Raw genomic sequence first — 23,254 nt, forward strand, 5'->3', positions numbered from 1 at the left:
GGACCAGGCGTGATCGGCAAGCTCTCCATGGGCGAGGGTCCTGAAGGAGCACCGAGTACCGTGCCTCAGTCGGCCCGCGACGAAGGCAGGGTGCAGTCGAAACTCATGAACGTCCCGTCCCGGCCCTCGGGGCCTCGTGCCTCCCGAACCTGTGTCGAAGTGCTGTCCGCTCTCAGGACGAAGCCATCCCCGCGCACGTGGGGATGACCCGGCAGTGCAGACCTGCCGCCCGCAAGCGGCCGGTCGTTGCGCCCGGCCGGGCGGTAGTCGGACCTCTCATCAGCGTCTCCAACGGCACCCCTCGGGCCCGGTGACCCCACCTCCCAGGTCATCGCTCAACAGGGACACCGTCATGCCGGGCCCGGAGGTCAGCGGCCTCTTGCAGGACCGCGAAGAACACAACGGGTCGCCGGGGTAAGTCAGATGCTTGGATTTCAGGTGGCACCTCACCAGCTGCGGGCTCAGGCTGCGAGCGGTTGCACAGCCGGACGCTCATAGCGGCTGGGGAAGGGGAAGTACGTCTCCAGGAAGCTGTGCATCTCGCCTGTGATGCGTTCCTGCAGCTCGGCTGGGGTGTTGACGTCGTTGAGGCAGAAGAAATCGAAGCGGCGGGTGGCCAGAAGGTCGGCCATGCGGTCGGCTGCGTCGGGCTGGGCGACGTCGACGTAGCGCAGTTTGAAGGTTCCGGGCACGGCGCGGCCGGTCAGGTAAGCATGGTGATGGTGCAGCGAGGCGCCCATGGCGATATCGGTGGTGGCGCGGAAACGGGAGCGACTGGTGCGCTCGACGTCCTCGGCAAACAGCTCCTCGATGTCCCTCATGACGGCCCGGATCTGCGGGTGCGGGGTATGCATGAACTTGTTGACGGTGAACCGGCCGTGTGCGTCCAGAAGGAGGCGGCGTACGTTCTTGCCGGCCGCGTTGGGTGCGGGCTCGTCCGGGTGCGGGGCCCCGAGCCCCAACTGGAACGGTGAGAAGGGCAGCTTGGCGACGCCGTTGCCGTGGAAGAAGTGGCCGGCGGTGATGGGACGGCCGAGGAAGACATCGTCGTTGAAGTAGAGGTAGTGCTCGGAAAGGCCGTCGATGTGGTGGAGTTGGGTGCCGATGGCATGGGAGTTGAAGACCGGTAAGGCGGAGGGGTCGCTGAAGATGTCCTTGTGGTCGATGACCTCGATGCCCGCGGCGCTGGTGTCGAGCCAGTCGGGGCTCTGGCGGTCGGTCACGATGTAGACGTTGCGGACGAATGGAGCGTACATCTGCAGTGAGCGCAGGGAGTATTTGAGTTCGTCGTGGCTGGTGTAGCGGGAGGCACTGGTCTCGCGAGCATGGATACGGGGCGACTGGCCGCCGCTTCGGCAGGCCTCGCGTTGGGCGGTGAGGACGGGATCGCTTCCGTCGACCCAGGTGTAGACGACATCGATCGGGAAGTCGACGGTGTCGATGCGGGGCTGGAGAAAGTCGGCCCAGGTGGGGTGCGCGCGGCCGGATATCGTCCGGGTGGCCGGTATAAGGGCCTCGGCGGGCAGGATGTCGGAGACGGCGTTGGGGCGGGGAGCGACCAGGGCTCCGGAGAGCATGGCCGGCGGGGCCTGGGTGCGCAGCGTGGTGATCAGCTCGGCGGCGCGATCGTTGCCGGTGTCGCTGTCGGCGAGAAGCCGGTCTCCCGCGCGCCAGAACTCCACGTCGCAGCCCTGGGAGAGGTCGGCGAGCACCTGGCCTGCGGGGCCGAGCAGGATCTCGCCGAAGCGGATGGTGTCCTGTTGTTTGAGGGTGGTGGGCAGGGCACCGTCCGCGTATAGCGCGGCCTTGGCCGGCCATGCTTCCTTGCCCGGCTTCATCGCGTACAACGCCGTGGACGCATACAGCTCGCGCAGTGCCTCCAGCATTGCCTTGCGGTCCTGCAGGCGAACGCCGACCACGTGCCGGAGTGGTGAGCGGCCGGGGACCAGGAAGTACTCGACGTCTGCGTGCTGCAGGGCATCGGCGACCAGCGTCAGGTTCCGGGCTGCTGCGTCGGCGGCCGTGAACGGCCCCACCCGCCGGCCGAAGAAGGGCTGCCCGCCGACGGTCACCTGGGCCAGGTCTGCGTCGCCCTTCAGCAGTGCCTTGCGACGGGCGGCAATCTTCTCGGCTCTCTCGAGCTCGGCCTTCCGTCGCTCCCGCTCGGCCGCCTCCGTCGCTGCTTGACGGGGCAGCTCCTGCCGTTGGCGCTGGCGCCGTTCGCGGACATGGGCGGGAAGCAGGCGTTCTCCTGCGGTCTTCAGGCGCGAGGGCATGGCGGTGTCTCCGATTCTTTCTCTAGCGCATCCCTGCGCCGGGCTGAGTCTGTGAGCGCCGGTGGAACGGCGACAGAGGATGGAACGAAGTGGAGTGTGAGGCCTTCAGCGGCACATCGGCCGGATACGGTCTCGATCCACGCAGCACAATGCAGCGCGTCGAACCTGCCGACCCCTGGTATGCCGACCGTCCGCGATGGCCGCGGTGTGCTGGGCCTGTTCTGCCGAGCGGTTCGCCGCTTGTGCGTCCTTACGGGCGGCTGCGACGGCGCTTCGGCCTTCTTGGCCGGCTCGGCCGCCTGTCACCCCATGACGGCCACCCGGTGCCGGGACCGTATCGCGCCCGTCATCCGCTGGCCTTCTGCGCGGCCTGGCCGCACCCGGCCCCACGGCTGCGGAGCCGGGTGCGGGCCGGGTGGGCGGCCGTGCCCTGAGCGACGCACACCGACGAGTTACCTTGAAGCCGCGATCACCCGAATCTCTTGTAGAGATCTCTGTCCCTCCATGTGTCGTAAAAGGCGTCGAGCATGGCCTCGTCATGACGACGCTCACTGACATCGCCCGTCGGATTCGCGAGCCGCCGCTCGATCTCCTCTTTGACCGGTGACCAGCGGAGCTCATGCATCACGAAGGAGACCAGCTCGACGACTCCCTCGTCCAATGTGTCCATCAAGGACACGATTTCCGTCTCGAACTGTGCCTTCAGATGGAGATTGTCCCGAACAATCCGGAGCGTGGTCTCCAGCGCGGTTTCCAGCGACTCGACTCCGCACGAGGAATCCGCGATACGCAGCACCTCGTGGACGCACCGACGGAAATCCTGGACAGCATCAGGGGCATTCCCATGCGGCGATGTACTTGCCATCGGCTTTCATTCCGTTCCTGTTGAATGTGTCGACCGCCGCCTTCTCAGCGTACGGACCATAAGGCCGGTAGTGGCCGGACCAGGCTCGAGGCCGATCTCCTCGACCTTGCTCTCGTTGGTCCTGGGACCCTCTGCGCGCATGGCCTGGTCGGATCCCGCCGACTCCACCGCCGCTACGAAAACGCAAGGCCGATCACTTCCTCGCCTGCACCCTCATCTGCTACCGCCGACTCGCCAATTGAGACGATTTCCAAATTGCTCACGACCGCCTAACACCGATCACGTGTTGCGACGACCGTTGGAATCCGCCAGCTTCCGGCGGGGCCACAGACTGCTCTTGCATGCGCCAGGAGATGTGAGGTGAAGGTCAGGCCTCCAGGTTGCCGCCGACTATTACTCCGCACCCCACACCGCGATCTCCCCTCCGGGCATGCAGGTCACTAGCCTTCCCTTCGGCCCGACAAGCCCCCAGGCCTCGTAATCGTCATCCGGCTGGACAGTCAGTTTCATGCCGCTTTCGAACTCGATCACGAGATCCCCGGCTCTCCCCACCTCAGTCAGAGTGATCACGTTCACGAGCCAGTCGGGTGAGATGGGCGGCCACAACCTCCGGGGATTCCGGATCGAAAGACACCTGACCCTCGGCCGAGACTTGGAGAACCGCCTCCGTCTCAACGCGCAGTTCGCATTCTCCGCTGGTCAGGAGCGTGAAAGTTGCGTCGAAGCAGACCCGGGTAACTGCTTGACCTCGAAGGTTCAGGTCCATTCCTACCACCCCGCCGGAAGCGGATAGGTGCCATCAGGATTCATCGGGAATGTGCGTGGTCGCTTTCGAGCCGGGTTTTCCGTCGGGTTCGATCGGGTAGTCATTTTTCTGCGCAGTGCGATTCCCGCCAGTGAAGGAACTGATCCGGGCGGTCGGTGATGACGCCGGCGACGCCCCACGACGTCGCGGTCTGCCACTGGCTTTCGGTGTCGACCGTCCAGACGAACACCTCGACACCGGCCGCCTTGAGCTGGTCCACCGCCGCGGGACGGGCCGAGAGGCCGTTGAACTTGACCGCGTACGCGCTGAGGGAGAACTTCCGGGCGGTGGCCACGGGGTCCGAATCGAGGGTCGACCGGAGCAGCGCGACCTTGGTCCTGTGTGGGGAGGCGGCCGCATCCCGCACCACGTTCTCGTCGAAGGACTGGAGCACCGTGCGCTCGGTCATTCCGGCCTCGGAGACGAGCCTGAGGACGTGGTTGACCTCTGCGGAGGGCTGCGGTCCCTTGATCTCCAGAAGGAGCCGGGCGGACCTGCCCTTGAGCGAGGACAACGCCTGTTCCAGAGTGGGAACGCGGCCTCCGCCCTTGACCGTCAGCCGGGATATCTCCTCGGCGGTGAGTTCATCGACGCGTCCGGTCCCGTCGGTCGTCCGGTCCACGGTCGCGTCGTGCATGATGACCGGCTGACCGTCTTTCGTGAGCTGCACGTCGGTCTCGACCCAGTCCGCGCCGCGGTCAGCCGCCGCCTCGAGGGAGGCAATCGTGTTCTCCGGGGCGATCTCGGGTGCGCCGCGATGCCCGATGGCATACGTACGGGAGCAGCCGATCACGACGGCCTGGTCCCAGATACGGATGTCGTCGATGGTTCCGGCGAAGTGCTCCTGGAAGGTGCCCTGATAGAGGAGCCGTCCGATCTGGAGGCCACCCGCGGCGCGCCACGGGGTGGTGAAGTCGGCCGCTGCCTGGGGCTTGCCGTTCACCAAGAGCTGGACCTTCTTGGCCGAGGCGTCGTACACCCCGGTCAGGTGCGTCCAGACTCCGGTCTGGGCCACGTCCGTGCTCAGTGACCGGACGATCGTCGTGTCGTCGGCGTCTGCGGTGTGCCGGTTGAACACCCACCTGTCGTAGGCCTTGGAGTAGTACAGCTGGAACCCGCTGGCGCGATTGCCGGCCTGGGAGAGGAAGGTGTGGTTCCTGTCCTTGTTGTCGAGCTTGACCCATGCCGACACGGAGAATGACTTCGTCGTGTCCACCAGCGGGCCGGTCGTGGCCGCGTATGCCGAGGTTCCGTTGAGCTTCAACGCCGAACCGACCTTGCCCGCGGCACCGAGCCGGGCACCGCCTCCGGCCACCGTCGCGACCGGACCGGCGCCCATGCCTCCGCTGACGCGCGTGGCACCCGCGGCCTCATCCAACGGGAAGGAGGCCAGCTCCTGCAGGTGTGTGGGGAGCCCGCCCTCGAAGAGCGCATTCGCGTCGGCCTGCGTGGCCGCCGATTGCACGGTCCGCACGTCATCGATGACGCCGGACGCGTACTCCTTCCAGGCGCCATGCGAGCGCAGCCTGCCGATCTGCAGTCCATCAGTGGCCCGCCACGCAGTGGTCACCTGCACCGACTGCTGGAGCCGACCGTTCACGAACAACGACAGCGTCTGCTTGTCCGCGTCATAGGAGCCGGTCAGATGGGCCCACACACCCAGCTGCGCGGCATCCTTGCTCAGTGCGCGGACAAGGTCCGGACCGTCGGTGTCCGTGGAGTGCCGGTTGAACACCCACTTGTCGTAGGCCTTGGAGTAGTACAGCTGGAACGCGCTGGCGCGATCCCCGGCCTGGGAAAGGAAGGTGTGGTTCCTGTCCTTGTTGTCGAGCTTGACCCATGCCGATACCGAGAACGACTTGGTGGTGTCCACGACCGGACCGGCCGTGGCCGCGTATGCCGAGGTTCCGTTCAGCTTCAACGCGGTGCCGACCTTGCCGACAGCACCTGGCTCGGCGCCACCGGCCAACGCCGCGGTGAACTCCTGCGCCGCGCCTCCCAGCACACGCCGCGAGTCTGCACGCTCATCCAGATCGAAAGCAGCCTTTTCGGTGAGTGCGGTGGACTGGAGGGGGAAGGCCCGCCCTGCGGGCGATGCCGCGAGGAGGTCACTCGACGCGGCCGTCGGCAGGGCCGTGGCTATTGCCGTTGTCAGGATTAATGGCAGCACGAATCTGCCCTGGGGTTTCATTTCTGATCCTCGCTCATCAAGCGATCGAGCATGCGGAGAGCGGGTCTCCGGTGCTGGCGAAGACCGGGGCCCGGTCCGGCAGGACCTGCAGGACCGGGCCCCGGTAAGGAATCGATTCAGCGACTGCTAGTTTTTGACCTGGATGCCGTCGTTGAAGATCTCGTCGACTCCGACGGCCTTGGCCCAGACGCGGACGTTGTCGATGGTTCCGGCGAAGTTCTCCTGGAAGGTGGTCTGGTAGAGCAGCCGTCCGATCTGGAGGCCGCCGGTGGCCCGCCAGGGGGTGGTGAAGTCGGCCGCCGTCTGCGGCTTGCCGTTGACGAACAGCTGTACCTTTTTGGCCGACGCGTCGTACACGCCGGCCAGATGCGTCCAGACCCCGGTCTGCGCCGTCTCGGAGCTCATCGACCGCGCGATCTCCGTGTCGTCGGTGTCCGTGGTGTGCCGGTTGAACACCCACTTGTCGTAGTGCTTGGAGTAGTACAGCTGGAACCCGCTGGCCCGTGTCCCTGCCTGCGACAGGAACGTGTGATTGACGTTCTTGTTGTCCAGCTTGACCCATGCCGATACCGAGAACGACTTGGTGGTGTCGACGACCGGGCCGGCCGTGGCCGCGTATGCCGAGGTTCCGTTCAGCTTCAGCCCGGTACCGACCTTGCCGACAGCACCCGGCTCGGCGCCACCAGCCAGTGCCGCGGTGAACTCCTGCGCCGCGCCTCCCAGCACACGCCGCGACCCGGCACTCTCATCCAGACCGAAAGCCGCTTTGCCGGTGAAGGCGCTGCTGTTGAGCCATGCGGCGATGTTGTCGGTGCGGGCCGCAGTGGCGCTGCTGCCCTGTCCGGACTGGCCCAGGCATTGTGCGTGGTCAGCGAGACTCTGCACTGCTGTGATACGCCCGTTCCCGTCGAGGACCGGACCGCCGGCATCGCCCTTGCAGATCCGGCCGCCCGTCAGCCCCACGGTGGTCGCGGTGGTGCTGCTCTGGGCGACGTTGCTGTTGTGGGGGGCATCAGGCACCCAAGCTGTGCCGGTACGGCCGTATCCGGCGGCGACCAGCGCCGCTCCGTCGGTGGAGGCGTTTCCGGCGAGCGTGGCAGGAGCGATATCGGTGAGCGGAGCGGCCAACCGGGCGAGCAGCACGTCACGGTCAGCACGCGGCACCACGTAGTTGATCCTTACCGGGGCCTTGCCCGCGAAGACGGCCGTCGCCTCGCGCGCCGGCGCGCCCGCCTGCACAGGATTGGCCGGATGGTCGGAGAAGCAGCTGGCCGCGGTCAGCACCCAAGTCCTGTCGACCAGAGCACCACTACAGCCCCGGCTGCCATTCTGGCCGGGCCGGCCCACAACGACACGGCCCAGCCACGGACGGGCCGCATCGCCGGACAACACCGCCCCCGGCTTGTCCTCGCCGACACTGAGCTCCAGCACCGTGGACGCGAGGTTGGGGTCGATCCCCTCGCCCAGCGACTTCCAGTTCCCAGGCTCGAGGCCGATCTCTTCGACCTTGCTCTCGTTGGTCCTGGGATCCTCTGTGCGCACCGTGGCCGTGACGTCGTTCCGGGTATCGGACTTCGCCAGATAGCTCCGCTCGATCTCCAGAGCCAGATAGCCCACAGGCCCGGAGACCGCAAAACATACATTGCCGCCGGTACGGCTGTTGATCCGCACCAGATCACTGCCCCCGGATGCGCAGTCGGCCACTGTGATGTTCCCGTCACCGGAGATGAGCTTCAGGCCCTTCTCGGCCAACAGCTTGTCCCGGTCCGGGTAAGCGAAATCCTCTGTCAGGGAGTCCAGCTCATCACCGGGCTCAGCCCGCGCAACACCGACCATCGGCCCGGAGCCCCAAGCGCTCGCTACGACTAACGCCGCCAGCAGCACGGCCGTCGGCCGCCCGAGCGCGCTACGCCATCCCATACAAGGCCCCCCATACATGAACTCTCAACAATCAGGCATGCCGCGCATCAAAGCGCGCGAGCATGCTTGGTCGGGTGCGCGTTGCGGCAGGTCAGGCCGGTCAGCACCCAAGCTGGCCGCGCTTCGAATGAACCCTGGCGTAACCAACTCGACGTATCTTTACCTGGAGAGTACAAGTTTCACAGATGCTTCATAGTCAAGGTCAGTCACATACTGGCCGAAAGCAGCGCCTCAGGAGTGAGATCACTGGCGTTCGCGGACATGACAAACCGACGCGAAGTTGTCACCGACAACGTCAACCAGTCCAAGGGCGACCAGGACCCCGCCACCTGGTGGCCCTCCCGCACCGCCTATCGGTGCACCTACGCCCGCGCCGGGGGCCAGGAAGAGGACGTGTGCCGGCAGGTGCTGCAGATCCTTGGCGTGATCGGCGACAAGTGGAGCATCCTGGTCATCGGACAGCTCCGCGACCGCACTCTGCGCTTCGGTGAGCTTCACCGTGCCGTCACCGGCATCTCGCAGCGGATGCTCACACTGACGCTGCGGCAACTCGAACGCGACGGTCTGCTGACCCGCACCGTCCATGCCAGCGTTCCTCCCCGCGTGGAGTACACGCTGACCGAACTCGGCTCGACACTGCTGGGCGCCGCCACCGCCCTGGGCGAATGGGCTACCGCCCACCGAAAGGAAATCGGATACAACCGGCGCCGCTACGACGACGCTCATCCACCACAGCCACGGTCCTGACCTGACGGGATCCCGTCAACCGAGCCACGAGGACGGCCCGAGGGAGAGGCATTCAAAGAGTTCCCATCCCCGACTCCACCATTACACGTCCAGCAGACCGGGATCGAGGACGCCTGGATGGTCGGGCAGCAGCGGGCCGCGAAGCGGCTGGAAGGTCCTTCGATGAAGTGGAACTGCGGCTGACCGCCGCGAACAAGGGCATCTGGAAAGCCTCCGAACTCCAGCGAAGCCTTGCCGAACATGGCTTGGTGATCTCGGCCGGGAAGATGTCCGGCCTGTGGGCGGGCAGCCGGTATCCCGCATCCTTCCCCGCGTCAATGGGCCAGCGCTGGTCGCGGGCCTCCATGTGCGCGTGGGGTTCGAAGTCGGTAGCGGAGGAACAGGTACGAGTCCCGTCGCCGTGCGCTGATCAGATCCGTCCACGTCGGCCGGTTCGGCAGAAGTTCGAGCCCGGCGATCAGCCCGGGTCGGGACGTGTCGGCACGGCCGGCGAGTACCGGCGATGTCGTCAGGAACAGTTCATCCAGCAGGCCCTCACCCAGCAGGTGACCGATGAGGTGCGGCCCGCCCTCGGTGAGCACCACGGTGTGCCCCTGGGCGTGGAGAGCCGCGAGTACGTCGGCCATACGGAGGGTGGATCCTTCGTCCGCGGTGAGTATGTGGCATGTCGGTGGCAGGCGTCCGTCCAATCGGCGGGCGCCGTCCACTGTGGTGGCTATGAGGGCGCCCGACTGCAGGGCCTCGTGCTCGGTGGGCACGTCGCCGCTCGCTGTGACCACGACCAACTCCGGCCGGGTAGCGCGTCGCAGGCTGCGCCGTAGCTCGGCGAAGTCGGGTGCTGCTTGCGGACACACGTGGTCGGGTGTCCACCGGTGGCCGGGCGTGGCCCGGAGCGTGCCGGCCCCGATGAGTACAACGTCGGCACAGGCGCGCAGCAGTCCCATGACGAATCGGTCCGCCGGTTCACGTCCACTGATCGCCGAGCCGGAGGAGGGGTATTCGGGGCCGAGGGCGACCACTCCGTCGATGGAGGTGACGAAGTTGGCGTACACGCACGGCGGGGTGAACCCCAGATCGCCGCCGTAGGCCGTAGCGAGCTCCGGGGGCAGGCCGAAGCGGGGCTGCCCCGCCTCCTCGTGCAGCAGTTCCAGGGGCTGCAAGGAGCCTGACGGTGTTCCGCCGGCGGGATACGCGGCGCCATCCTCAGCCATGTCCGGCCAGACCCCGCTGGCCACACAGGGTGAAGAATTCGGCACGCAGTTGCGGATCCTCGTCGTAGGTGCCCCGCCAGTGGGTGGTACGGGTGCTGGACTCGATCTCCCGTACCCCGCGCATCTGCGTACACAGATGCACAGCTTCCAAGTGGACCGCGACGCCGTGTGGCTGCAGGATCTGTTGCAAGGATTCCGCGAGCTGGCGGCCGATGCGCTCCTGCATCGAGAACCGGCGGGCGAACAGCCTCACCAGTCTGGTCAGCTTGGACAGTCCGAGGATGTGCTCGTGCGCGATGTAGCCGACGTAGGCCTTGCCGAAGAAGGGCAGGCTGTGGTGCTCACAGAGCGAGAAGAACGGTATCGGCCCTTCGACCACCTGGCTGATCCGGCAGTCCGAACCGCCATGGCACTCGGTCTCGAAAGCGGTGACCAGCTTCTCGTCGCCCTCGTACCCACTGGTGGCGTCGAAGAGGGCCCGGAGGAAGCGGCGGGGCGTATCAGCCGTGGCCGCTGATCCGACGGCCAGGCCCAGCGCCCCGAAGATCTCCTTCAGGTAGCCCTCGAAACGTTGCCACTCTCCGGGGGTGATCTGTCGCGGAGACACAGCCGCCCACTCGACCTCGTCCGTGATGGGTACGAGGCCTTCACCGACCAGCCCTGCGACGGGTGGGGGACCGTTCACCTGCGGTGATTGATCGTTCACATCGTTCACATCGCAGCCTCAAGACGGGACGAATGCGTCTCGCTCCAGTTCGTCGCTTCCATTATCGACCGGGTCCCGCGTGAGCGCCGCACGAGCTTGCGATGCCTCCAGCGGTAGCACCCTGTGGGGGCGGTCAGCGCATCGGCCCGGTGCCGTAGAGCCGGAGAGTGGAGCTCCACTCACCCCCCGCTGTCAGCCCCGGAGCAGCTCGGCGAGCACCTGCGCTTCGCTGATCTCGGGATTTTTGGTGGCGGTGAGTAGCGTCAGCGTTCGGTCCTCGGCCAGGTCGTGCAGGTGCGCCAGCGCGTCTGCGCGTTCTGGATCTTTGAGCTCGGTGCGGTAGCGGCGGCCGAATTCCGCGAAGCGCTCGGGGTCGTGGCTGTACCACTTGCGCAGCTCCGTGGAGGGTGCGACCTGCTTGCACCACTCGTCGAGGTGAGCCTTGTCCTTGCTCAGTCCCCGGGGCCAGATCCGGTCGACCAGCACTCTGGTTTCGTCGCCCTCCGACGGATCGTAGACTCGACGGACCTGCACCGTAGGCTTGCGGGTCATGGCCGGTCCTCCTCGTGTGCTGACTGCGTGAGCTGTTCTCGGCATCCGAGGGGTTGCCGCCCCAGTGCAGTGCGAAGACTTCGCGCTCCGGTTCATGGGGCTTTCTCCCACGCTACCTGGCCTCGCCGCCGCCGTGCATCGGCTGTGCGGGCTGGACCCGGTGGGGGCCGCGTGTGGTGGCTACCGTGCGGCCGCCGGGACGGCGTTCCTTCGCCGGCGGTGGCTGTTCGCCGATGCTGCTCCTCAGCCCGGCAAGGTGGTGAGACCGCCGACGATGGTGCCGTAGACGAGATGTGCGATGAGGGTGACGGCGGGTGTGCCCGGGCCGTAGTTGAGCATGAGGAAGCCGGGTGGTTCGAGCAGCGCGACGCCGGGGGCGCTGGTTTGAGGTGTGCCCATGCGCGGGTGGACGAGGGGCAGCAGGATGTTGACCAGCGCGGTGGCGGCGAACAGGCCGTGGACGAGGCCGAAGACGGTGCCCAGCCACCAGCTGCCGTACCCGATGGCGGTGAAGACCGCGTAGTAGAGCAGGGCGAAGATCGCACCGTTGAGGAAGTGGGCGCCGTAGCCCAGGGCCTTGGCGCGGGTCCGGTTGCTGGTGAAGGCTGTGCCGAGCAGGAACGGCAGGTCGATGCGGGTGAGCTTGAAGGCGTTGGCTGCGCGTAGTCCGGTGGTCAGGACAAGGGTGCCGATGAACCCGCCTGCCAGTGCGGCCCAGATGCTCATCGTGTGGCCTCCCCGATCGTGCAGGCGGCGCTGATCAGCGCCAGGTGGGACAGGGCCTGGGGCAGATTGCCGAGGAAGGCGCCAGTGGTGGGGTCGATTTCTTCGCTGTAGAGCCCGACGTCGTTGGCGAGGGCCACGAGTTGTTCCATGAGGTGGACGGCCTTTTCGACACGGCCGCATCGGGCGAGGGCTTCGGAGAGCCAGAAGGAGCAGGCGAGGAAGGCGCCCTCACTGCCGGGGAGACCGTCGGGGCCGAGGTAGCGGTTGACGTAGGGGCCGTCTTGCAGGGTCCGCTGGATGGCGGTGACGGTGCCGCGCATGCGTGGATCGTCGGGCGGGCGGTAGCCGTGGAGCAGCCCGAGCAGGAGACCGGCGTCCAGGCCGTCGCTGTCGGCGGAGCGTACGTAACTGTTCAGCCGCGGACTGAAGCAGCGGGTGTCCACGAACTCGGCGACGGCCTGCCGTTCGCGCCGCCACCGGGCCGCGTGCCGGTCCGGGATCAGCTGCCGCCTGGCCAGGTCGAGCGCGCGGTCGAGGGTGATCCAGCACATCATCTTGGACTGGGTGAAGTGTTCGGGGCCGCTGCGCACTTCCCAGATGCCCGCGTCGGGCTGCTGCCAGATGGTGCAGATGAAGTCGGCGGTCTCGGCCAGTCTGCGGGCGATGTCGGCGTCGAGCGGGCGGCCTGCTGTGGTGTGGAGCCAGGCGGTCTGGAGCAGTTCGCCGTAGGTGTCGAGCTGTAGCTGGTCGGCGGCTGCGTTGCCGATGCGTACGGGTGCCGAGTCCCGGTAGCCCGACAGGGGCAGGGTCCGCTCGGGGGCGCGGGTGCCGCCGTTGAGCCGGTAGAGGACGTGCAGGCGGGGGTGGGTGAGTTGGGAGGCGTGCATCAGCCACCAGAAGTAGCTGATGGCTTCCGGCGCGCAGCCCAGCTTGAGGAAGGCGTCCAGGGTGAAGGCGGAGTCGCGGATCCAGCTGAAGCGGTAGTCCCAGTTGCGCTCCCCGCCGAGCCCTTCGGGGAGCGAGCAGGTCGCGGCGGCGGCGACCGCGGCGGAGGGGGCGAAGACCAGGAGTTTGAGTGCGAGGGCGCTGCGCAGCACCGCTTCGCGCCATGGCCCGGTGTAGGTGCGCTCCTCCGTCCACTGCCGCCAGGCGGCGATGGTGTGATCCAGGCGGGTCTCGCACTCGGCACGGGCGGGGAGTACCAGCGGTTCTTGGTGTGCGTACGGCAACGCGACCAGGGCCCAGGTGCCGGCATCGGCCCGGAAACGGGCGGTGACGGAGTCGGCTGTGCACTGCGGTTGTCCGGCGTTCCAGGCGCAGACCGCGACCGCATCGGGGCCGGAGACGGCCACCGGAACACCCGCACGGTGCGCCAGGTTCGGTGCGCGGGCGCCGTAGCCGAAGCGCGGCTGGACGCTCCAGCGCATGGGGACACTGCCCGCGAGGCCCTCGATCCGCCGGACCAGCTCCCGTCCGGGCGCCAGGGAGTGGCTGTCGGGGAGGGTCAGCGCGTCGGTCAACCGGACCGTGCCACCTGCGGTGGTGAAGGTCGTCTCCAGCACGTTGGTGCCCGGCACGTAGCGGCGGGCGGCGGCGTAGGGCACGTCGGGCTGGAGGAGGAATCGTCCCCCGCGGAAGGGGTCCAGCACGGCGGCGAACACGGTCGGCGAGTCCAGGTCCGGCCAGGCCAGCCAGTCCACCGAGCCGTCCCGGGCGATGAGCGCGACGGAGCGGCCGTCCCCGATCACCGCGTAGTCCCGCAGCTCCGCATACCCGTCCACTCGTGTCGGCTGTGCGGCAGGCGCGGGGGCGGTACTACGCGGGGGCGCCGGCGTGCTGCGGCCGCCGTCCGGCGGTGGCGGTGTGTGGCCCGGTCCGGGGGGCGTGGCTGTCACCTCAAGAGAGCCCTTTCCGGTGTCACCCCATGGACTCGGGGCGGTCGAGGAGGTCGGTCAGTCTGCGTCGGGGCCGGCGAGCCCGGCCCGGTCGATCCGGTGAATCAGGCGGCGGCGCGCTTGGTCTGCAGTTCGGTGTCCAGTTCCCTGAACAGTTCGTCCCAGGAGGCCGCGAACTTGGTGATGCCCTCGTCTTCCAGCACACGCACGACGTGGCCGTAGGACACTCCGACTGCCTCCAGGTCATCAAGTACCTGCTGGGATGCCGGGTAGGTGCCGTGGATGGTGTCGCCTCGGACACGGCCGTGGTCCGCGACCGCGCGCAGGGTCTGCTCGGGCATGGTGTTGACCACGCCGGGCGCCACGAGTTCATCGACGTAGAGGGTGTCGCTGTAGGAGGGGTCCTTGACTCCGGTGGAGGCCCACAGTGGGCGTTGCGGACGCAGCCCGGCCGCGGCCAGGTCCTTCCACTCCCGTGATGCGCACGCCTGCTCGAAATGCCGGTAGGCCAGGCGTGCGTTCGCGACCGCGGCCAGTCCGCGCAGTGACCGGGCCTCCGGCGTGCCGATCTTGTCCAGTCGGCTGTCGACCTCCGTGTCCACACGGCTGACGAAGAAGGAGGCGACCGACGCGATGGACGCCAGGTCGCGTCCCTCCGCGTGCGCTCTGGACATACCGTCCAGGAAGGCACGAAGCACCTGGTCGTAGCGGTCCAGGGAGAAGATCAGTGTCACGTTGATGCTGATGCCCTCCGCGAGGGCCGTGCTGATGGCTTCCAGGCCCTTCTCTGTGGCCGGGATCTTCACGAACAGGTTCGGCCGGTCCACCAGCCACCACAGCGCGCGTGCCTCGGCGATCGTTGCCGCTGTGTCGTTGGCGGCGCGCGGGTCCACTTCGATCGAAACCCTTCCGTCCACCCCGTTACTGGCCTCGTACAGGGGGCGCAGCACGTCGCAGGCCCAGCGCACGTCGAATGCGGTCAGGAGTCTGACGGCTTCCTCGACCCGCACCCCGCGGCGGGCCAGATCGCCGGTCTGCTCGTCGTAGCGGTCACCGGAACGGATCGCCTTGGCGAAGATCGTCGGGTTGGTGGTGATGCCTACCACCCGCTGTTCGCGCACCAGGTCGGCCAGCCCGCCGCCGGCGAGCCGCTCCCGGCTCAGATCATCGAGCCAGACCGCAACGCCTTCGGCGGCCAGCCGGTCCAGGTTCTCACTCATGATCTTCTCCCTTGCGTCACTTCATGCGAGGTCGTCTACGGGGTGCTGCCCGGTTCCTCTGCGGGCGGGGCGCCGTGCCCCTTCACACCACAGGTCCCGGCGGCGGGGCCGGACGCGCTGCGGCCCGCGGATGCGGCGCGCAGCTCCACACAGCACCGTCCCGGGCGGGGAGCGAGGACCGCGTCGATCCCGGCAGCCTGCAGTCCGGTGAGGAAACCGTCGAGGAAAGCGTGGTTGATCCCGCACACCAGCTCGGGGGAGCGGGCCGCGAGGGGGTGGAAGGGGCAATTGAGCAGCCGTAGCTCGGTCGGGGCCTGGCGGTCGGGCTCGAATCCGTGCTGCTCCATCACGGCCTCGGTGAGGGTGAGAGAGCGTTCGGGTCCCAGACGGCCCGGACGGCTGCGGGCGCGTGCCGCGGCTCCGAGTTCCTCGCCCCGGTGGCGGGCCGTGCGCAGTGCGGCGGACTGCGCGTCCTCCCCGGGCTCCTGATCAAGGACCGCGTCGATGAGGATCTCCGCGAGTACGTCGGGACGTCGCTCGGGGATGCTGACGCGGATGTCGGTGTCGGTCGGCTCGTACACCTTGGGCTTACGGCCCACCCGGCGGATACCGCCCGGGCTGTCGTAGCGGGAGCGCAGCAACCCCACCGAGACGAGTTTGTCCAGGTGGAAGGCGGCCAGCTTGGCCGAGATCCCGGCGGCGGCGGCCGCCTCCTCCCGGGTCACCGGACGATGGGCGCGCCGTATGTAGCCGTACATCCTGCGGCGCAGCTCGTCCGCGAGGACCGAGACCGTTTCCACGCCCGCAGCAGCGGAGGGCGGAGACGAAGCCGGGGTCGGGTCAGAGGTCATACCTCCACAGTAACGCCAATCGATGCAGGCGTAACTTCGCAGCGCGGGCCGGACACCACCGCCACTTGACCAGTCCGGCGAATAAGTCCAATACTGGTTGGTGAAATTAAGCGGAGAGGAGCCACCCCGTGACCAGCGAATGGCAGCAGCAGGCGAAACGGCCGGTCAGCACCACGCTCGCGGGCCCCTACGGGCATCCGTTCCATCCGATCCTGGTCACCGTGCCGATCGGAGCATGGGTGGGCAGTTTCGTCTTCGACATCGCCTCCCACCTCGTGGACGACCCGGACTTCCTCGCCCGTGGAGCCATGTGGCTGATCGCCGTGGGGGTGATCGGCGCCCTGGCTGCCGCGATGGTCGGCTTCCTGGACCTTTTCGCCATCCCCACCGGTACCCGGGCGTTCCGCGTCGGTCTCCTCCACATGACGCTGAACCTGCTGGTGACCGCCGCATACGCGGGCAGCTTCCTGTGGCGCCACGCGGGGGAGGGGCCGTCCGGCAGCGTCGGGGCGGGACAGCTCTCCCTCAACGCCGTGACCCTGGCCGTGCTCGGGGTCTCGGGATTCCTGGGCGGCAAGCTCGCCTACCACTACGGCGTCCGGGTCGCCGACGAGGCGACCCAGGCCGAGGGGTTTGCGCCCGCCCGCCGGCCACCAGGTCACCGCACCGGCTGACCACCTGCGCCGCTGACCACAGCCGCCTTCTCCCCGGCGTCCGGCGCATCCGCGCCCCTACCGCACCCACCACCAGGAGTTCCCCATGGACATCGCCGCACTGGTCACCTGGCTGATCACCGCCCTCGGCGGCTTCTACATGCTCGGCACCTGGATCGCACACGGCGGGGTCCGTGGCGGCAGCAGCCGTCTGCCCGTCCCGGTCATCTTCGGCCACTTCGCACTCGCCGCCATCGGCCTCGTCGTGTGGATCATCTACGTGATCGCCGACCAGGACGCGCTGGCCTGGACCGCCTTCGGCCTCCTCCTGCCCGTCGCCCTGCTCGGATTCCTGATGCTGGCCCGCTGGATTCCGCTCCACCGGGAGCGCGCCGCCGTACCGGCCGGAGGGGAGCAGGCCGAACCGGCCGAACGGCACTTCCCCGTACCCGTAGTCGCCGGGCATGGCCTGTTCGCCGTCGTGACCGTGGTCCTGGTTCTGCTCACCGCGCTCGGGATCGGTGAGTGACACGACTCCCGCTCGGCGTGCCGGGCCACGCACGAACACGCCGGGCCGCTGTCGGCAGCCTCACGCCACTGTGCGAGCCCCGGGCGTCCCGCAGCCGCCGGTACCGGCGCCACCGTGCTCCGCGTGGTGCACGACTCGAAGGAGACGGAACCGACGGCCGCCGAACTCGCACCGAGCAGCTCCTGCAGGCTCTCGGCATCAGCACCGCATCCGGGAGCCTGCGCGGCGGGTTCGCCGTGCGGCGCCGTAAGCACCAGGAGCAGCTGTACCGGGAGTTCGGGCCGACAGTGCCATCGCCGAGCGCGGAGGCTACAAGCTGCTTGCCCAGCCGGAGAGCGTCGGCCTCGAAGTAGACCCCGGACTGGCCGCGCACGCCAGGGCGCGTCTGAACGCGGCGGTCCTCCGGGTGCCATCGAGGCCGCGGCGCCGCCATCCGATTCATCGTGAAAGTGCCGATACGCCAGTCGATAGGGTGGCGGCGGACGGCACCGGAGCGTGCGTCTGCCCGCCGCATCGACAACACCCACAAGGGGGACGTGCCATGCCCGCTCCACGTCTGAGCAGTACACCGCTACCGGGCATCGGGGTCCGCTACGACCTCACCACCCGCGAGCACCGCCGTCTGTCGGTGGTCGCCCACCGCGACGGCGCCCGGACCGTCAACGCCTACCGCACGGACGATCCGGAGGCGTGCGCGCTGTCGGTGAGGCTCACCACCGGTGAGACGGAGGCGCTGATCGATGCGCTGATGCCTTCGCACCACAGTCCTAATCTGCTGTCGACCACCGATCTCGGCCTGGTCGCCGAGCGCATTGAGCTGTCCTCCGTCTCGTACTGGAACGGCCGGGTGCTGGGTGATACCCGGATGCGAACGGAGACCGGAGTGTCCATCGTGGCGGTGCTGCGCCGGGCGGAGGCGATTCCGTCTCCGGGGCCCGAATTCCGGTTGTCCGGTGGGGACATCCTCATTGTGATCGGTACCCGCGAGGGCGTGGAGGCTGCCGCCGCGATACTGGGACGGGAGTGATCCGGTGCATTCGTCCGCGGTCTTTCTGATCGAATTCGGCGCGATCATCCTCGGCTTGGGACTCCTGGGCCGCTTCGCCGGGCGTTTTCATTTCTCTCCGATCCCTCTCTACCTGCTGGCCGGGCTCGCCTTCGGTGAGGGCGGTCTGCTGCCGCTCGGTACGAGTGAGGAGTTCGTGGCCATCGGCGCCGAGATCGGCGTCGTCCTGCTCCTGCTGATGCTCGGCCTGGAGTACACCGCCAGCGACCTGGTCTCCAACCTCAAGACCCAGTACCCGGCCGGGCTCGTCGACGCCGCCCTGAACGCCCTGCCGGGCGCGGCGATGGCCCTGCTGCTGGGGTGGGGCCCGGTGGCCGCCGTGGTCCTGGCCGGGGTCACCTGGATCTCCTCCTCCGGCGTCATCGCCAAGGTCATGGGAGACCTCGGGCGGCTCGGCAACCGCGAAACCCCGGTCATCCTGAGCATCCTGGTCCTCGAAGACCTCGCCATGGCCGTCTACCTGCCCATCGTCACCGCCCTCCTGGCCGGAGTGAGCCTGGCCGCTGGCAGCATCACCCTCGCGATCGCGCTGGGCGTCGCCGGACTCGTGCTCTTCCTCGCACTGCGCTACGGACGGGTCATCTCCCGCTTCGTCTCCAGCGACGACCCGGAGAAACTTCTGCTCGTCGTGCTCGGCCTGACCCTGCTGGTCGCCGGCATCGCCCAGCAGCTCCAGGTGTCCGCCGCCGTGGGCGCGTTCCTGGTGGGCATCGCCCTGTCCGGGGAGGTCGCCGAGGGCGCGCACAACCTGCTCAGCCCATTGCGGGACTTGTTCGCCGCAGGTGTTCTTCGTCTTCTTCGGCCTGCACACCGACCCCGCCAGCATCCCGCCCGTCCTCCTCCCGGCACTCGCCCTCGCCGTGGTCACCGCCTGCACGAAGATCGCCACCGGCTACTGGGCGGCGAAGCGCGCCGGGATCTCCGCCAAGGGCCGGTGGCGGGCGGGCGGCACCCTGGTCGCCCGCGGTGAGTTCTCCATCGTCATCGCAGGACTCGCTGTCACCGCCGGCATCGAGCCCTCGCTCGGCCCCCTGGCCACCGCGTACGTGCTGGTACTGGTGATCGTCGGCCCGCTGACCGCCCGCTGCACGGAGCCCGTCGCGATGCGCCTCACGAGACGCGGCAAGAAGGGTTCTGCGGCCCCGTCCGAGCAGCCCGCGGTGCCCGCGGCCGCGGAATCGCTGGAACCGGTGGACAACGGGACGGCCGGCCGGGCATGAGCGACGACGGTTGAGCGGCGATCACGGACCAGGACACTGTCCTGGTGCTCGCCGCCCTGACCGTCCATCTCGGCGGGGTCGTTGGCTTTGCCGAGCACCTGCCGCGCGTTCTGCACCGCGACGACGGCTGGAGGCGGAACACCGAACGCTCTCCCGCCTCCAGCGCTCTCACGCTCACCGTACTGATCGTGATGTGGCCGACGGTCGGCCCGCAGCTGGTTCGTCCTCTCCCCTGTGAGGGCTAGCCCCGCGAGGGCAACGGCGGCTGGAGAGTTGGAGTGTGGTGCCCCCATGTCAAGTGGCCCATCGGATGGTTGGCACTGGTTCCTCGGTCTTCCCGGGCGGACTGGCATTGGACGAAATTTCAGCTGGGTGAAGGGATGACCGCAACACGGCCGGAATGTGGAGAGGCTCGTGTTTCGGAGGTGTGCAGAGGAGGCCAGCGGCGCCGCGTGAAGGATGGCCGCCACGAGGTCGTATGAGGTGGGCTCCTCTTGCGGCGTTGTCATGGGCGGAAGGCGCCGGTTCGTCGTGTGGCGCTATCGCTGTGCTCTCCTTTTGTGGACGATCTTGCCTGGCAGGGGAACTCCGGCTCATACCTGACGAAATGGGGCGGGTTGCCGTAGGTTTCGTCGTCGGTCGAGCTCGCGGATGCACTTCCTTCCGGCCAGTTACGCGCCCGCGGAGTCACCCGTACACTTAGGGTCGCCTAAGTAGGGATCCCCCGAGGATCCCGTCACGCCGGAATGGATGCCATGACATCGGAATGGATGCGATGACCGCCGCCACGATCAGCAGCCCGAGAGCCGCTCTCGTCGGCCGCCGAATAGGTTGGACGACGGCGGCCGTTGTCGCGCTGCTGCTGGCGGTGCTGCTCAGTCTTGCCGTCGGAGCCCGCCAGATCGCCCCGAGTGAGGTCTTCGATGCCTTGCTGCACGACGGTACGAGCGAGGCCGCCGAAATCGTACGGTCGCTGCGGGTGCCCCGGACCCTCGTCGGCGTGATGGTCGGTGTGGGGCTGGCCCTGGCCGGCACCGTGATTCAGGGCATCACACGCAATCCCATCGGCGACCCCGGCGTGCTGGGGATCAGTCAGGGAGCCGCGGTGGGTGTGGTGCTGGCGATCGCGTTCGCCGGAGTGCACACGCTCGCCGGTTATGTGTGGTTCGCGTTCGTCGGTGCCGCAGTCGCGTCGGTGGCCGTCTACGCCGTTGCCTCCAGCGGACGCGGCGGGGCCTCGCCTGTGAAGCTGGCGCTGGCCGGCGCGGCCATCAACGCACTGCTCATTTCCGTCATCCAGGGCATGCTGACGACGGACGCCGCCTCCCTGGACGAGTTCCGCTTCTGGCAGGTCGGCTCGATCGCCGGGCGGAGCGCGGAAGTGGCCGGTCAGATCTGGCCGTTCCTGGTGGTGGGCGCGGTACTGGTGGGATCGGTGGCGCGTGGGCTCGACGCCCTGGCGCTGGGCGACGACGTTGCCAAGGGGCTCGGACAGAACGTGGCGGCCGTCCGGATCGTGGGCGGCATCGGTGCAACGGTGCTGACCGGCGTCGGGGTCTCGGCCGCCGGGCCGATCGCCTTCATCGGCCTTGCCGTACCGCACATCGCCCGCGCGATCGTAGGCAGTGACCACCGCTGGGTGTTGCCGATGGCGGCCCTGCTCGGCCCGGTCATGCTGCTCGTGTCGGACGTCATCGGACGGATCGTCTTCCCGCCGGGCGAGGTGCCGGCGGGTGTGATGACCGCCCTGATCGGTGTGCCGTTCCTGATCGTCATGTGCCGTCGCAAGGCGGTGAGCGCATGACGACCTCTCTCATCGAGAGCCGGGCGGCGGGCGCCCGCCCTGACGGGTACAGGCTCGTGAGACGCGGACGCGCCTCCTTCCTCGTCCACAGGCGTGCCGCGGTCGTCGCGGGTGCCTTCGCCGTGCTCACGGCAGCTGTCTGCCTCGCGTATCTCTGCCTCGGTGAGAGGTACGTCGAGCCGGGCGAGGTGCTCAACGCGCTGGCCGGCCGGCCGTCGACGGCCGATTTCGTGGTCGGCGAGCTGCGGCTGCCGCGGATGGTTCTGGGGTTGCTGGTCGGTGCCGCCTTTGGGGTCGGGGGTGCCCTCATCCAGACCGTTGCCCGCAATCCACTGGCCAGCCCCGACATCATCGGCGTCTCCCAAGGAGCCAGCGCCCTGACCATCGGCGCCCTGACGTTCGGTGTCGGGTCGTTCGGTGTGCTGCCGTACTTCTCGGTCGCGGGCGGGTTGATCGCTGCGGTGCTCGTCTACTTCTTCGCGTGGCGCGGTGGTCTGCAGGCGGCACGGTTCGTCCTCATCGGCATCGGCGTCGCCATCGCGCTGCGGTCCATCGTCCATCTCTTCATCACCAAGGGCGACTATCTGGTCGCCCATCAGGCGCAGGTGTGGCTCACCGGTTCACTCAACGGGCGCGGCTGGGACGAGGCCGGACCGCTCGGCTGGACGCTGCTCGCCCTGGTGCCCTGTGTGGTCTGGGCCGCACGGGCGCAGCGCAACGTGGCTTTCGACGACGACACCGCAACGGCGCTGGGCGTGCCATTGCAGCGGACCCGGTTCGGGCTGGCGTTGCTGGGCGTCTTCCTCGCGTCGGTGGCGACGGGTGCGGCCGGCCCGGTGGACTTCGTGGCGCTGCTCGCTCCGCAGACAGCCCGCCGACTGACCCGCACGGCGCAGATCCCGCTGCTGAGTTCGGCGCTGCTCGGTGCGCTGATCGTGGTGGCCGCCGACCTGCCGGCGCGCCTGCTGTTCGCGCCCGTTGAGCTGCCCGTGGGTGTCCTGACCGCAGCTGTCGGTGCGCCGTATCTGATCTGGCTCATTGTGAAAGACCGCAGCATCCGCGGCCGTACTGGAGGAAGAGCGTGACCGAGAGCAGGCTGACAGCCCGTGACCTGACCCTGGCCTACGAGGAACGCACGGTCGTCGAGGACCTCGACCTGGACATCCCGCACGGCCGGGTCACCGTCATCGTCGGCCCGAACGCCTGCGGCAAGTCCACGCTGCTGCGCGCACTCGGACGGCTGCTCAAGCCCCGGCGAGGAAGGGTGCTTCTGGACGGTACGGCGCTGGACCGGATGCCCACCCGTACGATCGCGCAGTCGATCGGGCTGCTTCCGCAGACGCCGGTAGCGCCGGAGGCGATCACGGTCGCCGATCTCGTCGCGCGCGGCCGCCAGCCGCACCAGCGCTGGTGGCAGCAGTGGTCGCAGGAGGACGAGCGGGCGGTCACCGACGCCATGGACCGCACCGATGTGACCGCCCTCGCCGCGCGGCCCGTCGATGAACTGTCGGGCGGTCAGCGGCAGCGCGTGTGGATCGCCATGGCGCTTGCCCAGGAGACCGATCTGCTGCTTCTCGACGAGCCCACCACGTACCTGGACATCTCGCACCAGGTGGAGGTGCTGGACCTGGTCCGGCAGCTCAACCGGGAGCGTGGCAGGACGGTTGTCGCGGTGCTCCACGACCTCAACCAGGCGGCGCGGTACGCGGACCACTTGGTGGCGATGAAGGCCGGGCGCATCATCGCGCAGGGACACCCCTCGGAGATCGTCACGGTGGATCTGGTGCGTGATGTCTTCGGTCTCGCATCGGTTGTCGTGCCGGATCCGGTGACCGGCAGCCCGCTGGTCGTTCCTGGCAGCCCCTGGCATGAGGAAGCGTCCGCCGCAGCAGACGCCTCCGCCGCGGCAGCGGTCTCGGCAGAGGCCGGCTGAACTCTTCAGAGCTGTTCAACCGGGCACCCGTTCGCGCGAGCGGATACCTGTTTGGTGTGCAGGTGGGGGCGAAGTCGGGCGTAT

General features: G+C 68.2%; 21 protein-coding genes and 1 pseudogene. 9 read left to right on the top strand and 13 right to left on the bottom strand.

The genetic code is table 11. The features are described from left to right. Window positions 1-461 precede the first annotated feature (461 nt). The 6 genes from ACTWQE_RS11635 to ACTWQE_RS11660 all read right to left on the bottom strand — a co-directional run bounded on the left by ACTWQE_RS11635 (window position 462) and on the right by ACTWQE_RS11660 (window position 8,057). Window positions 462-2,276 (bottom strand): stealth family protein, encoded by a 1,815-nt coding sequence (locus ACTWQE_RS11635; RefSeq protein ID WP_443328807.1) that lies wholly within the window; start codon window positions 2,274-2,276, stop codon window positions 462-464. Window positions 2,277-2,745: 469 nt separating this feature from the next. After that, entirely contained in the window at window positions 2,746-3,141 is a 396-nt protein-coding gene (locus ACTWQE_RS11640; protein ID WP_443328808.1) for a hypothetical protein, read from the bottom strand. A gap of 393 nt (window positions 3,142-3,534) precedes the next feature. Beyond that, window positions 3,535-3,717 (bottom strand): DUF6188 family protein, encoded by a 183-nt coding sequence (locus ACTWQE_RS11645; RefSeq protein ID WP_443328809.1) that lies wholly within the window; start codon window positions 3,715-3,717, stop codon window positions 3,535-3,537. Further along, complete coding sequence (locus ACTWQE_RS11650; protein ID WP_443328810.1) at window positions 3,695-3,907, bottom strand: DUF6188 family protein; 213 nt, start codon at window positions 3,905-3,907, stop codon at window positions 3,695-3,697. Before ACTWQE_RS11650 ends, ACTWQE_RS11645 begins: the two co-directional genes overlap by 23 nt. Before the next feature lie 100 nt (window positions 3,908-4,007). Next, the gene (locus tag ACTWQE_RS11655; RefSeq protein WP_443328811.1) at window positions 4,008-6,137 is read right to left on the bottom strand and encodes a glycerophosphodiester phosphodiesterase family protein; all 2,130 of its coding nucleotides are present in this window, start codon (window positions 6,135-6,137) and stop codon (window positions 4,008-4,010) included. A 126-nt stretch (window positions 6,138-6,263) separates the two neighbouring features. After that, on the bottom strand, window positions 6,264-8,057 hold the full coding sequence (locus ACTWQE_RS11660) for a LamG-like jellyroll fold domain-containing protein (protein WP_443328812.1): 1,794 nt from the start codon (window positions 8,055-8,057) through the stop codon (window positions 6,264-6,266). A gap of 261 nt (window positions 8,058-8,318) precedes the next feature. Here ACTWQE_RS11660 and ACTWQE_RS11665 point away from each other — a divergent pair, with 261 nt between their 5' ends. Further along, entirely contained in the window at window positions 8,319-8,804 is a 486-nt protein-coding gene (locus tag ACTWQE_RS11665) for a winged helix-turn-helix transcriptional regulator (RefSeq protein ID WP_443328813.1), read from the top strand. A gap of 314 nt (window positions 8,805-9,118) precedes the next feature. Here the strand turns inward: ACTWQE_RS11665 and ACTWQE_RS11670 are convergent, their stop codons facing one another. The 7 genes from ACTWQE_RS11670 to ACTWQE_RS11700 all read right to left on the bottom strand — a co-directional run bounded on the left by ACTWQE_RS11670 (window position 9,119) and on the right by ACTWQE_RS11700 (window position 15,965). Next, a complete protein-coding gene (locus ACTWQE_RS11670) occupies window positions 9,119-10,015 on the bottom strand; it encodes a dihydrofolate reductase family protein (protein WP_443328814.1) in 897 nt (298 codons plus the stop codon). Beyond that, window positions 10,008-10,721, bottom strand: coding sequence for a GTP cyclohydrolase I (gene folE / locus ACTWQE_RS11675; protein WP_443328815.1), 714 nt, complete (start codon window positions 10,719-10,721; stop codon window positions 10,008-10,010). Before folE ends, ACTWQE_RS11670 begins: the two co-directional genes overlap by 8 nt. 192 nt (window positions 10,722-10,913) lie before the next feature. Continuing rightward, entirely contained in the window at window positions 10,914-11,273 is a 360-nt protein-coding gene (locus ACTWQE_RS11680; protein WP_443328816.1) for a DUF488 domain-containing protein, read from the bottom strand. A gap of 243 nt (window positions 11,274-11,516) precedes the next feature. Next, the gene (locus tag ACTWQE_RS11685) at window positions 11,517-11,999 is read right to left on the bottom strand and encodes a hypothetical protein (RefSeq protein WP_443328817.1); all 483 of its coding nucleotides are present in this window, start codon (window positions 11,997-11,999) and stop codon (window positions 11,517-11,519) included. Continuing rightward, on the bottom strand, window positions 11,996-13,780 hold the full coding sequence (locus ACTWQE_RS11690; protein ID WP_443328818.1) for a glycoside hydrolase family 15 protein: 1,785 nt from the start codon (window positions 13,778-13,780) through the stop codon (window positions 11,996-11,998). The genes ACTWQE_RS11685 and ACTWQE_RS11690 overlap by 4 nt, the downstream gene beginning before the upstream one ends. 218 nt (window positions 13,781-13,998) lie before the next feature. Beyond that, window positions 13,999-15,114, bottom strand: coding sequence for a transaldolase (tal, locus tag ACTWQE_RS11695; protein ID WP_443328819.1), 1,116 nt, complete (start codon window positions 15,112-15,114; stop codon window positions 13,999-14,001). Window positions 15,115-15,149: 35 nt separating this feature from the next. Continuing rightward, window positions 15,150-15,965 carry a helix-turn-helix transcriptional regulator gene (locus tag ACTWQE_RS11700; RefSeq protein WP_443328820.1) on the bottom strand — a complete coding sequence of 272 codons (816 nt, stop codon included), beginning with the start codon at window positions 15,963-15,965 and terminating at the stop codon, window positions 15,150-15,152. 128 nt (window positions 15,966-16,093) lie between these two features. On the opposite strand from ACTWQE_RS11700, the gene ACTWQE_RS11705 reads away from it, so the two are divergent. From ACTWQE_RS11705 to ACTWQE_RS11740, 8 genes and pseudogenes are all read left to right on the top strand, one after another. Further along, a complete protein-coding gene (locus ACTWQE_RS11705; protein WP_443328821.1) occupies window positions 16,094-16,639 on the top strand; it encodes a DUF2231 domain-containing protein in 546 nt (181 codons plus the stop codon). Window positions 16,640-16,724: 85 nt separating this feature from the next. Further along, window positions 16,725-17,147, top strand: coding sequence for a hypothetical protein (locus ACTWQE_RS11710; protein WP_443328822.1), 423 nt, complete (start codon window positions 16,725-16,727; stop codon window positions 17,145-17,147). A gap of 541 nt (window positions 17,148-17,688) precedes the next feature. Then, window positions 17,689-18,174 (top strand): cation:proton antiporter regulatory subunit, encoded by a 486-nt coding sequence (locus tag ACTWQE_RS11715; protein WP_443328823.1) that lies wholly within the window; start codon window positions 17,689-17,691, stop codon window positions 18,172-18,174. A gap of 4 nt (window positions 18,175-18,178) precedes the next feature. Then, a pseudogene (locus ACTWQE_RS11720) lies at window positions 18,179-19,433 on the top strand (cation:proton antiporter). Window positions 19,434-19,477: 44 nt separating this feature from the next. After that, complete coding sequence (locus ACTWQE_RS11725; RefSeq protein ID WP_443328824.1) at window positions 19,478-19,678, top strand: hypothetical protein; 201 nt, start codon at window positions 19,478-19,480, stop codon at window positions 19,676-19,678. Between the two features lie 530 nt (window positions 19,679-20,208). Then, window positions 20,209-21,237 (top strand): FecCD family ABC transporter permease, encoded by a 1,029-nt coding sequence (locus ACTWQE_RS11730; protein ID WP_443328849.1) that lies wholly within the window; start codon window positions 20,209-20,211, stop codon window positions 21,235-21,237. Beyond that, window positions 21,234-22,322: a FecCD family ABC transporter permease gene (locus tag ACTWQE_RS11735; protein WP_443328825.1), complete on the top strand. Its 1,089-nt coding sequence runs from the start codon at window positions 21,234-21,236 to the stop codon at window positions 22,320-22,322. The genes ACTWQE_RS11730 and ACTWQE_RS11735 overlap by 4 nt, the downstream gene beginning before the upstream one ends. Next, a complete protein-coding gene (locus tag ACTWQE_RS11740) occupies window positions 22,319-23,170 on the top strand; it encodes an ABC transporter ATP-binding protein (RefSeq protein ID WP_443328826.1) in 852 nt (283 codons plus the stop codon). Before ACTWQE_RS11735 ends, ACTWQE_RS11740 begins: the two co-directional genes overlap by 4 nt. The last annotated feature ends 84 nt before the right edge of the window (window positions 23,171-23,254 follow it).

Origin of the sequence: Streptomyces sp. 8N706, assembly GCF_052245415.1 — a bacterium.
Lineage (GTDB): Bacteria > Actinomycetota > Actinomycetes > Streptomycetales > Streptomycetaceae > Streptomyces.